The following is a 9,771-nucleotide window of genomic DNA, read 5'->3' as shown; positions in this document are numbered from 1 at the left end:
CCGCAGGCCTCCGCGTGGTGCGCGAGGCGCGCCAGCTCCGCCGGCCCGGGGCGGGCGGCGCGGAGCGCGTCCAGGACGGCCCGGTGGAGGGCGAGCCCGCGCGCGGGGGACAGCACGTCCAGGACCGCCTCCCGCGCCAGCTCGTGCCGGAAGGCCAGGACCTCGTCCTGGAGGCAGAGCGCGCCGGCCGCGAGGCAGGCCTCGAGGGCCGCCGGATCGGATCCGGTCACCTCCAGGAGGAGCCACGGCTCGCTCCGCGACCCGATGACCGCCGCGGCGTCGAGGACCGACCGCGCCTCCGGGGGGAGCCGGGCCGCGCGCGAGAGCACCGCGTCGCGCACGGTCAGGGGGATCGACTCGCCCCCCGCGGCCAGGATCTCCGTGACGAAGAACGGGTTCCCGCCGGTACGCCGGAACAGCTCGTCGGCGTCCAGGGCGCTTCCCGCGGCCAGCGCCCGGACGCCCTCCGGGGAGAGCGGCGCGAGCGTCAGCCGGCGGACGCCGGGTGCGGTCGCCACGTCGCCCAGCACGGTGCGCAGCGGGTGGCGGTCCCCCACTTCGTCGTCGCGGTAGGTGGCGATGAGCAGCGCGCGGCACCCGTCGATCCGGCGGCCGAGGAAGCGCAGCAGGTCGAGCGTGGCCTCGTCGGCCCAGTGCGCGTCCTCGAAGACGACCACCAGGGGCCGCGGCGTGCCCGAAAGCGAGGCCAGCACGTCGCGGAAGAGCTGGTCCTTGCCGTCGGCCAGCCGGATGGAGGCGCCGGGGAGCCGGTCGGCGATGTCGAGCAGCGGCCCGAGCGGCTGCGGCGTCGAGAGCGGGTCGCAGCCGCCGAGGAGCACCGGGGCCTGGCCGCGGACCATGTCGCCGAAGCGGCGAACGAGCGCCGTCTTCCCGATCCCGGCCTCTCCGCCGACGAAGGCGAGCCTCCCGCGCCCCTCGCTCGCCTCGCCCAGGAGGCGGCTCAACTCCAGCAGGAGCGGACCCCGTTCCAGGAGTTCCATCAGTCGACCCCCGCGGTCAGGCGCGGTGCGGAGGGAGGGCGTGGACAGGCCAGTCCTCCCGGGATATCTCGTAGCGGACTTCCCCGCCGGCGTCCGGGCCGGCCTGCCGCCAGTGGGCGGAGCGGTAGAAGTGCTCGGCCCTCGTGCCGGGATCGGTGCTGAGCCAGACCCGGTCCGCACCGGACGCAAAGAGCCAGCCCATCATGACGTCGTGCAGCCCCCGCCCGACGCCGCGCCGCTCGAAGGCGGGGTCCACGAAGAGCGCCCAGACGTTCGAGCGCGCCAGGTCCGCGATCGCGAAGCCGGCGATCCGGCCGTCCACCTCGGCCACCCAGCCGCGGCCGTGCTCCTCCAGCATGGAGCGGTAGTGGTGCGGCTGCACCAGGGCAGGGTCGGCGAGCTGGTTCTCGCGGACGCTCATGCGGATGCGGTGCATCTCGGGGATGTCCGCCGCGGACGCGACTCGAATGTGCATCGATCGGGTTTCTGCTTCCAGCTCACCGGACGGACGCTGCGATCCGGAGGTGCAGCGGAGAGGGGAAGTGCAGACGAGCTCACTCGCCCGCGTGCACTGGCGCGACCTGGGCCTGCCGCTCCGGGGCCGGGTCGTATCGCAGGTCGATCAGCGCGAAGGTGAGGGCTGCCACCGCCGCCCCGTGCATCGCGAAGAGCACCACCCCCTTCGCCACGGTCCGGAGCATCGGCTGCCCGTAGACCCGCCGCATCGCGAGCACCAGGTAGACCAGCGCCGACAGCTGAAAGGACGACTGGAGCCAGGGCTTCAGCGGCGCGGGCGCGAAAACCATCAGGTACATGGCGACCGCGGCGACGAACCCGAACGCATGGACGTGCAGGGTGAAGACCAGGTGCTCGACGTACACCCGGTTCGCGCGCCGGAAGAACAGCTTCAGCCACACCGCGGAGAGCGGCACGAGCACGAAGAGGGCGTGCGTGGCGCTCTGGCGCGCCACCTCGGCGTACGCATCGTCCGCCACGGCACCCTTCGGGCGATATCCAACGCCGAAGTGCTCTCCGATCAGGCGCAGCGCGATGCCGGTGGCGAACATCGCGACGGAGCAGAGCACGTAGAGCCGCACCGGAGGCAGGTAGCGCGCACGCCGGCCGGCCAGCCACTCCGACGTCAGCAGGCCCGGTGAGCGCACCAGCGACACGAGCGTGCGCGGGAGGCGGGCGTTCACGTCGAGGACGTCGTCCAGGAACTGGGCGATCCAGCTGCGGAGCGTGGGCGGCGTGACGTCCTGCACCTGGCCGCACACCGGACAGTAGGCGAGCGGGGCGTGCGCGCCGCAGTTCGGGCACGACGGCCTGGCCGGCGCGCCCGCAGCAGCGGTGTCGGAGCCGGGCCGAGCGGAAAGGACCTCAACAGTTTCCACAGGGTCTGCCATCCCGTGAGGGAACAGGGACTTGGGTAGGCGTCGGCTCTCAACGGTAACGGAAGCGCTCCGAAGGCGGCAAGTGCGCCGACGGGCGGCCCGACGCCCCGATGATCAGCCTGTGGCGCTCTGGCCAGGCCGGTTCAAGGGAGGTCCAGCGCGTCGTCTCCAGGGGCATCCAGGTCCGCCAGGAGGCTGTCGCCGAGCACCGTGATCTGCTCGGCCTTGGCGCGCAGGTTCTCCAGGCCCCCCACGTACCACCGGTACTGCGGGCGCAAGCGCCCAGTGGCGGGATCATAGAGCGCTTCGGGGTTCCCCATCTGCGGCAGGAGCATGGATTCGGAGAGCTGGCGAAGCTGCGCCAGCTGCTCGAAGCCGGCGTTGAGCTCGTTGTAGAACTCCGAGAGCCGGTAGACGGTCGGGACCTCGAGCAGGTCGAGTGCACCGGATGCGAGCGTGGCTTCCCACATGTGCGTCTGGAAGCGGATGGGCTCGATCATCGGCTGCAGCGGCGGCTTTCCGCCCACCGCCCAGGCGGAGTCGTAGGCCGCCAGGAGTCGCGCAGTCCCGAGTGCCGCGCGGCGGGTGTTCTGGGTGATGCCCTCGATCTCGCGCAGCAGCGCCCCCTGGAGCTGCTGCCGACGCACTTCCGCCTCCCGCTCTCGTTGAAAGCTCTCCACGGCGAAGGCCGCGTACACGCCGACGAAGACCACGGCGAGCTCGAAAGCGAGCTTCAGCGCGTAGCGCCCCATGCCTGCACGCGGGATCCTGTCCGGTGCCGGCGGGGTGGAGGTGCCTGGGGCGGCGGGAGGGATCTCCGGGGTAGCTTCCACGATGCGGCGGGGCAGGAGATCGAGGCGGGGGGAGTGCAGGCCGCGGAAACGTAGTCCGAACCGCTTGCCTGGAGCAAGGCGCCTGCAGCGCGATCGTCAGGCGCGGGGCTGGCGGACTGGCCTCCCTTCAGGTAGAATAATTGTGCTACTCAACCCATGCGGAGGAGGGAAGATGGTGAAGGAGATCACGTTGCGCCAGGCGGGTGGTTCGGTGACCGCCACGCTCCCGAAGGACATGATGGACCGGCTCCACGTCGGACCCGGGGACAGGGTGTTCGTCATCGAGACGGAGCGCGGTGTGCTGCTTACCCCCTACGACCCGAACTTCGACGACGCCATGCAGGCCTTCGAGGAGGTACGGCGGCAGTACCGCAACACCCTGCGCAAGCTCGCGGAGTGAGGAGTGGAGGAACCAGTCTGGCTGACGCGGCTGATCCTGGACACCATCCACTCCGAGCTGCTCTCGGACCACGGAGGCGCCACCGGGGTGCGGGCGGGCGGCGACGATCTGATCGAGTCCGCGCTGGCGCGCCCGCGGCACAGGTACGCCTACGGCTCAAGGGCCGACCTGGCGGATCTGGCGGCTGCGTACCTGTTCGGTCTTGCGAAGAACCACGGCTACGTCGATGGCAACAAACGCGTGGGCTTCGCGGCCGCGGCCACCTTCCTGCTCCTCAACGGCGTGCGCCTGACGGCCTCCGAGCCGGACGCGTACGAGAGGGTCATCGGAGTCGTCGAGGGGCACCAAGCGGAGGAGGAACTCGCAGGCTGGTTCCGCGCCCATACCGTCCCTACGCGCTGACCTCCCGTGGCAGTTGGGCGCGAGGAGGGAGGACTACGGATGCGGTTCGCTGATCTCTACGAGAAGCTCCCCACGTCGGAGCAGGTCCAGCGCTGGGCGGAGGAGCTGAGGGAGAGCTGCGCGTCCACCCAGAGGATCACGCCGCCAGGACGGGATGGTCCAGCTTGCGTGAGGCAAACTGCAGGGCAGCGGAAATGTCCTCGGGCTCAAGATCGGGAAGCTCCTCGAGGACCTGCTCCGAGGACAAACCGGCAGCCAGGAGGTCCAGCACGTCAGTGACGCGAATGCGCATGCCGCGAATGCAGGGCCTGCCCCCGCATTGCTGGGGATTGATCGTGATGCGGCTCAACTGGTCGGCCATGGCTCGCTCGGGGCTGAGGAAACGAGGTCGGGACCAATATAACGCACGAGCCTGCCCGCGCCGAACGCCCTCGAGCTCGGGCGCGTGCAGCCGAACGAGAACTTGCGCCGAAGTGCGACCGGCGCTCAAGGCGACCGGCCCTACAGGATCCCCGGCTGCATGTCTCTTTGCAGCAAAACCGTTAGGTGCCTTGAAGAGCAGGCAGGCTACGGTTGCGGACGGTCTTCGGCAACTTCGTAGTGCGCTGAACGTCCATCGAAGCGCAGCAGCAGTTGGCGCGCCTTGGGCGGCACCACTGCCGTCTCGTACTCCTCCCCGGCGAACTCCCGCACCGCCGCGAGTGAATCGAACCACATCATCGTGACGAACTCGACCGTCTCGCCGACGTTCCGCCGCAACAGGTGAAATCCCCGGTAGCCTGCCACGCCGCGAGCAGCAATCCCGGGGAAGATCTCAGAGCGGAGGAGTCGCTCGTAGGAGTCCGCGTTGGCCGGTGTGGTCCAGCCGTGCCACAGGCGGCAGATCATGCGTCACCTCGGATCGGAGGTAGAGCTATACGGGCGCCGGGTGCACACGGCCGCGGGGTACACTGGCCGTATGCAGTCCGGCTCGGGCGAGCCACATGACACGCGGGAGCAAGTTGGCCTGCCGAGCGACTCTCCTACCACGCGATCCCGTAGTCCTCGCCGTGGTTGCTGGACCCGCCCCATAGGGTCCCGTTCTTCCGGTCGAAGAAGATCGCGTTGATCGGCCCGGAGGTGCGGTCGTCGAAGGTCAGCGTGTACCCCATCCGCCGCAGCTCGTCGCGCACCCACGGCGGCGTCTGGTCCTGCAGCAGCAGCCGCCCCGGCTGCGACTCGTGCGCCCCGAACGAGCCCCGCAGCTGGAAGGAGTTGACGTTGGCCGCCTCCGTGGCCTCCTGCACCGTCATCCCGAACTCCACCACGTTCAGGAAGAACTGCAGGAGGTTCTGGTCCTGGCTGTCGCCCCCCTGCACCGCGAAGGAAAGGAACGGCTTCCCCTCTTTGAGCGCCAGCGTGGGCGTCAGCGTCACCCGCGGCTGCTTCCCGGGCGCCACCACGTTGAACGGGTTCTCCGCCGGGTCGAGCACGAAGCTCTGCATCCGCTGGCTCAGCCCCACCCCCGTCCGCCCCGCGATCACCGCCGGCACCCACCCCCCGCTCGGCGTGATGGACACCACCCAGCCGGAGGTGTCCGCCGCCTGGATGGTGGTGGTCCCCGCGTAGAACGCCTCCTCCGCCGTCATCGCCGCCAGGGGGCCGGCGGGCCGCCGGTCGTGGGCCGGCGCGGGAGACGAGGCGCTGTCGCCCGGCGCCGGCCGCACACCCGTGGTGTGCCAGTTCCGGAGCAGCGCAGTGAACGGGTTGGTCCCGCCCTGGAAGGGGTACGGATCCCCCGGCTTGGCGTCCGGGTCGTTGCGCGTCCAGTCGATCCCCTGCGCCCGCTGCTTCGCGTACGGCTTGGAGAGGAGGCCGCGGATGGGCTCCTCCGGCGGGAAGGCCGGGTCGCCGTAGTAGAAGTCGCGGTCCGCGAAGGCCAGGTTCATGGCCTGGTAGAGGGCGTGCACGTAGCGGGCGCTGTTGTAGCCCATCCCCCTGAGGTCGAAGTTCTCCAGGATGTTGAGCGCCTGGAGCATCACCGGCCCCTGGGTCCAGTGCGTGAGCTTGTAGACCTGGATCCCCTTGTAGTCGGTGCTGACCGGCTCCTCGATCTTCACCTTCCACCCGGCCAGGTCCTGCAGGGTGATGAGCCCGCCCTCCTCCTGCGTGCCGCGCACCAGCTCACGGGCGATGTCGCCGCGGTAGAAGCGGTCGTACGCCGCCATGATCGCCTCGCGCCGATTCTTCCCCTGCCGGAGCGCCTGCCGCTCCGCCTCCACCAGCTTGCGCAGCGTGGCCGCCAGGTCCGGCTGGCGGAAGATCTCCCCGGGGTGCGGCGCCTCGCGCGCCTCGCCCAGGTGCGGGAGCATCACCGCGCGCGAGTAGCGCCACTGCTTCAGGCGCTCCTTGTTGCGCTCGATGCTGTTGGCCGTCTGCGCCTCGATGGGGTAGCCGTCCGCCATCTCGATGGCCGGGGCGAGCACCTCCGCCAGCGAGAGCGTGCCATACTCCGCCAGCATCACCATCAGCCCGCCCGGCGTCCCGGGCGTGGTGGCCGCCAGCGGGCCGTACTCCGGCGGGTACTCCATCCCCTTCGAGCGGAAGAGCTCCGGCGTGGCGCCGGTGGGGGCCACGCCCAGCGCGTTGATCCCGATCACCTTGCGGGTGCGCGGGTTGTAGATCAGCGCCTGCGTCTCGCCGCCCCAGCTCAGCACGTCCCACATGGTGGAGGTGGCGGCGAGCATCGCCGCCGCCGCGTCCACCGCGTTCCCCCCCTTCTGGAACATCATGGAGCCGGCGGTGGCCGCCAGCGGCTTCCCGGTGATCGCCATCCAGTGGCGGCCGTGGAGCGGCGGCTTCTGCGTCTGCTGGGCCGGGAGCGCCGCGGGGAGGGCGCAGGCCAGCAGGACGAAGACCGGGCCGAGTCGTGCCATTCTCTGCATCGCCGTACCTCTTGCGGGTCGGTAGGGTGGATCGGAGGAAGCGGTCACCTTCGCGGGCCGGCGGCCTGCCGCCATCGGGGTGCCACGTCCATCCCCGGGTTGTCCGCGGTCAGGTTCACCGGGTTGCTTCCGTCGGCGTTCATGATGAAGACGTCGGAACCGAACTCGTCGCGCGAGAACGCAATCCGCTCGCCGTCCGGCGACCAGGAGGGATAGAAGTCGGACCGCACCCCGCCGGTGAGCCGGACGAGACCGCTTCCGCTCGGGGCGATGGTATGGATGCCGCATCTCCACGGATCTGCCTCACACCGGCCGAACGCGATCCGGTCGCCGCTCGGAGACCAGGCCGGGCTCCCGTCCCACCCCGGCCTCGGGCCGGTGGTGAGCTGGACCGGCGCTCCTCCCTGCAGATCCAGGAGCACGAGCCCGCTCCAGGTCGATGCCGCGATCCGTCTGCCGTCCGGCGACCAGGCCAGACGCCCGAGTCTGAACTCGGGTCCGCCGGCCAGACGGCGGCTTCCGGTTCCGTCGCGGTTCATGAGGTGGATCTCCCAGTCCCCACGGCCCTCCGGCCCTCCGACCGTCAGGTAGGCGACTCGCGCTCCGTCGGGCGAAAAGGCCGGGTACCATCCGCCCGACCGGGTCAGCCGTACCGGCTGCGACCCGTCCGCGTCCATCACGAACACCTCGTAGAGACCGCCTTCCGCGATGCGCTGGGAGTAGGCGATCTGCTTCCCGTCCGGAGACCAGTCCTGGTCGAAGGTCCCGGGGCCGGGCTGAGGCAGCGGCGTGACCTCGCGTCCGTCCACGCTCATCCGGAACAGGGTCTTCGCCTCCCCTCGCTCCGAGTAGAAGAGGATGGGTGTGTCGGCCTGGCGCGGCTCGCCGGCGAATCGCACGCCGCGAGGCTCGCAAGGAGCAGGAAGGGGAAGCGCGTCGAGGTGCGTATCTGCATCGTTCGGGCTCGGGTTTGCGGCACGGCCGGACGGCCGTGGCTCGGGGTGGGTCCCCCGGCCGGCACGCCTCCGGCGGACTCTCGTGCCGGCAGGGCGCTCAGGCGTCCTCCCGGCGGTACAGGTAGAAGCCGGGGACGACGCGCCGGTCGGCGCCGAACGCCACCTTGTTCTGCCGGCCCTGCGCATTGGGGACCACGGTCCACGCCAGGTTGTCCCCGTACGCGTCGACCAGGTCCAGGTACTCGCCCACGCCCGCGTGCGTGGAGTCGGCGTTCAGGCAGTAGCGCTCCCCGTCGTGGCGGACCCAGACCCACGGGCGCCCGCCGTACGAGGAGGAGTCGCCCACGGTGTCGCCGTCGAAGGCGCCCTCGTACCAGTCCCGGAGCTGGGCGTGGAAGTGGGAGCGCGTGAGCGGCTGGGAGCGGCTGACCGGGTGCATGCTACCGCACCCCCGCCATGCCGAGCGCCAGCAGCAGCACCATCTTGGTCGCCGGGAGGGCGCTGGGCACGTGCGCCCACTCGGAAAGGGTGTGCTGGTCGCCCCCGCGGGAGCGGCCCACGGAGACCGCCGGGATCCCGCGCACCACCGCCGCGTTGGCGTCGGTGGAGCCGGAGGGCACCGCCTCCGTCTCGATCCCCAGGAAGCGGTGCACGTCCACGGCGGTCTGCACCAGCGGGTGCGCGCGGCGGTCGCGCAGCATCTCCTCCGTCCCGGCGGCGCGGTTGCGCGTCACGGTCTCCTTCTCCCAGCGCACGCCGTGCGCCTCTGCGGCGCGGGCCACCCGCGCGGTGATCTCCGCGTCCAGCGAGTCCAGCAGCACCGGGTTCACCGAGCGCAGGTCCATGGTGAAGGAGACCTCCTCCGGGATGGCGTTGAAGATCTTCCCCCCGGAGAGCATCCCCACGTTGAAGACGGTGTGCCCGCGCCCGCGGGGGACCTCGATCTCGTAGACGGAGCGCACCGCGTCCGCCAGCGCGCGCGCCGGGTGCGGCTTCCCCGCGGAGGTGTTGGTGTGCGAGCCCTCCCCCAGGAAGCGGTAGCGCGTCCAGTAGATCCCCAGCGCGCCGTACATCACCGGCCCCAGCCCCCCGTCCAGCGCCACCAGCACGTCCGCCGCGCCGGGGTTCTGGTCCAGCCAGTAGTCCATCCCCACCAGCCCCAGCTCCTCCTGCACGGTGCCGATGAAGAGCAGGTCGCCGCGGGTGCGCACCCCGGCGTGCTGCAGCGCCCGGGCCACCGCCAGCATGTTGGCGACGGAGGCGGAGTTGTCGAAGATCCCCGGCGCCCGCAGCACGTCGCCGTCGCGCCGCACCGTCACGTCCGTGTCCAGCGGGTGCACGGTGTCCAGGTGCGCCGCCAGCGCCACGGTGGGCCCGCCCCCCGTGCCGCGCCGCCGCCCCGTCACGTTGCCGATGGAGTCGATCGTCACCTCCAGCCCCGCGGCCTCCATCTGCTCCTTCACGTACGCCGCGCGCGCCTCCTCGTGGCGCGAGGTCCCGGGGATCTCGGTGATCCGGATCCACTCCTCCACCTGGCGGGGGAAGTGGGTCTCCACCCAGGCCAGCGCGTCGCGCACCGCCGGCCGCTCGGCCAGGCGCGGCGAGAAGTGGCTGGGGAACCGCTGCTGCGCGCCGAGCGGCGCGGCGGACGCGGCGAGCAGGAGCAGGGCGGCGCGAAAGCTCCGGGCGATGCGGGTGCGCATGGGGGCGGCGGAAAGGGGTGAACGGATGGCGACCCGGGGAAGGTGCGCCGGGGCCGCCGTGCGCCGCAAGCCCTCCGTGCCGCACTCCGGGGTGCGCGCCGCGCCGGATGCGAAGCTGGCCCGGTCGCGGGAGCGGCGCTAGCTTCCCGGTGCCACCC

12 protein-coding genes are annotated in these 9,771 nt (G+C 71.3%); 2 read left to right on the top strand and 10 right to left on the bottom strand.

The window, feature by feature from the left end; genetic code table 11:
• The 4 genes from VGR37_11525 to VGR37_11510 all read right to left on the bottom strand — a co-directional run.
• The coding region (locus VGR37_11525) for an AAA family ATPase (protein ID HEV2148023.1) at positions 1–1,001 on the bottom strand (1,001 nt) is incomplete at its 3' end.
• 16 nt (positions 1,002–1,017) lie between these two features.
• Positions 1,018–1,476 carry a GNAT family N-acetyltransferase gene (locus VGR37_11520; GenBank protein ID HEV2148022.1) on the bottom strand — a complete coding sequence of 153 codons (459 nt, stop codon included), beginning with the start codon at positions 1,474–1,476 and terminating at the stop codon, positions 1,018–1,020.
• Positions 1,477–1,555: 79 nt separating this feature from the next.
• Positions 1,556–2,266 carry a DUF3667 domain-containing protein gene (locus VGR37_11515; protein HEV2148021.1) on the bottom strand — a complete coding sequence of 237 codons (711 nt, stop codon included), beginning with the start codon at positions 2,264–2,266 and terminating at the stop codon, positions 1,556–1,558.
• Between the two features lie 272 nt (positions 2,267–2,538).
• Positions 2,539–3,147 (bottom strand): hypothetical protein, encoded by a 609-nt coding sequence (locus VGR37_11510; GenBank protein ID HEV2148020.1) that lies wholly within the window; start codon positions 3,145–3,147, stop codon positions 2,539–2,541.
• A gap of 253 nt (positions 3,148–3,400) precedes the next feature.
• Here VGR37_11510 and VGR37_11505 point away from each other — a divergent pair, with 253 nt between their 5' ends.
• Both VGR37_11505 and VGR37_11500 read left to right on the top strand, forming a co-directional pair.
• Positions 3,401–3,628 carry an AbrB/MazE/SpoVT family DNA-binding domain-containing protein gene (locus VGR37_11505; GenBank protein ID HEV2148019.1) on the top strand — a complete coding sequence of 76 codons (228 nt, stop codon included), beginning with the start codon at positions 3,401–3,403 and terminating at the stop codon, positions 3,626–3,628.
• Between the two features lie 3 nt (positions 3,629–3,631).
• Positions 3,632–4,030 (top strand): type II toxin-antitoxin system death-on-curing family toxin, encoded by a 399-nt coding sequence (locus VGR37_11500; GenBank protein ID HEV2148018.1) that lies wholly within the window; start codon positions 3,632–3,634, stop codon positions 4,028–4,030.
• Positions 4,031–4,166: 136 nt separating this feature from the next.
• Here the strand turns inward: VGR37_11500 and VGR37_11495 are convergent, their stop codons facing one another.
• The 6 genes from VGR37_11495 to VGR37_11470 form a co-directional block, all read right to left on the bottom strand.
• Positions 4,167–4,391, bottom strand: a complete 225-nt coding sequence (locus tag VGR37_11495) for a DUF433 domain-containing protein (protein ID HEV2148017.1) — start codon at positions 4,389–4,391, stop codon at positions 4,167–4,169.
• Between the two features lie 206 nt (positions 4,392–4,597).
• Positions 4,598–4,918, bottom strand: coding sequence for a hypothetical protein (locus VGR37_11490; protein HEV2148016.1), 321 nt, complete (start codon positions 4,916–4,918; stop codon positions 4,598–4,600).
• Between the two features lie 134 nt (positions 4,919–5,052).
• Positions 5,053–6,945 carry a gamma-glutamyltransferase gene (locus VGR37_11485; GenBank protein ID HEV2148015.1) on the bottom strand — a complete coding sequence of 631 codons (1,893 nt, stop codon included), beginning with the start codon at positions 6,943–6,945 and terminating at the stop codon, positions 5,053–5,055.
• A gap of 53 nt (positions 6,946–6,998) precedes the next feature.
• Positions 6,999–7,853, bottom strand: coding sequence for a hypothetical protein (locus VGR37_11480; GenBank protein HEV2148014.1), 855 nt, complete (start codon positions 7,851–7,853; stop codon positions 6,999–7,001).
• A gap of 154 nt (positions 7,854–8,007) precedes the next feature.
• A complete protein-coding gene (locus VGR37_11475) occupies positions 8,008–8,349 on the bottom strand; it encodes a hypothetical protein (protein ID HEV2148013.1) in 342 nt (113 codons plus the stop codon).
• 1 nt (position 8,350) lies between these two features.
• The gene (locus tag VGR37_11470; GenBank protein HEV2148012.1) at positions 8,351–9,682 is read right to left on the bottom strand and encodes a M20/M25/M40 family metallo-hydrolase; all 1,332 of its coding nucleotides are present in this window, start codon (positions 9,680–9,682) and stop codon (positions 8,351–8,353) included.
• Positions 9,683–9,771 lie beyond the last annotated feature (89 nt).

The sequence above is a fragment of the Longimicrobiaceae bacterium genome (assembly GCA_035936415.1).
Classification (GTDB): Bacteria; Gemmatimonadota; Gemmatimonadetes; order Longimicrobiales; family Longimicrobiaceae; genus JAFAYN01.
This window is presented reverse-complemented; position numbering and strand designations above follow the sequence as displayed.